A 288-nucleotide genomic window follows, 5' to 3' on the forward strand; every position below is an offset into this window, starting at 1 on the left:
CACCAATTGAATCTTCTTCAAGAGTGGTATATGGAGAGAATTATTTGGTTATTCACTGCTTGTGGGTACATGTGACGGGAAAAGGGCATGCGTCAAAACTCATTAATAGATGTATTGAAGATGCGAGAGCCCAAAATAAAAACGGTGTAATAGTCATTACGAACCCTGAAACTTCGTGGACACCTAGTAAAGATATTTTTATAAAGCATGACTTTGAACTAATAGATCAAGCGCCTTATGGATTTGAATTGCTAGTTCATAAGTTCGCCGAAGCAGCAGACCCATACT

The 288-nt window shown here is 38.5% G+C and carries 1 protein-coding gene; it reads left to right on the forward strand.

Features of this window, described 5'->3' with window-relative positions; genetic code table 11:
- A partial coding sequence (locus AOA60_RS33450; protein ID WP_218240783.1) for a hypothetical protein occupies window positions 1–288 on the forward strand: 288 nt, incomplete at both ends.

It is taken from the genome of Pseudomonas sp. 2822-17 (assembly GCF_002742485.1).
GTDB classification, from domain to species: Bacteria; Pseudomonadota; Gammaproteobacteria; order Pseudomonadales; family Pseudomonadaceae; genus Aquipseudomonas; species Aquipseudomonas cyclaminis.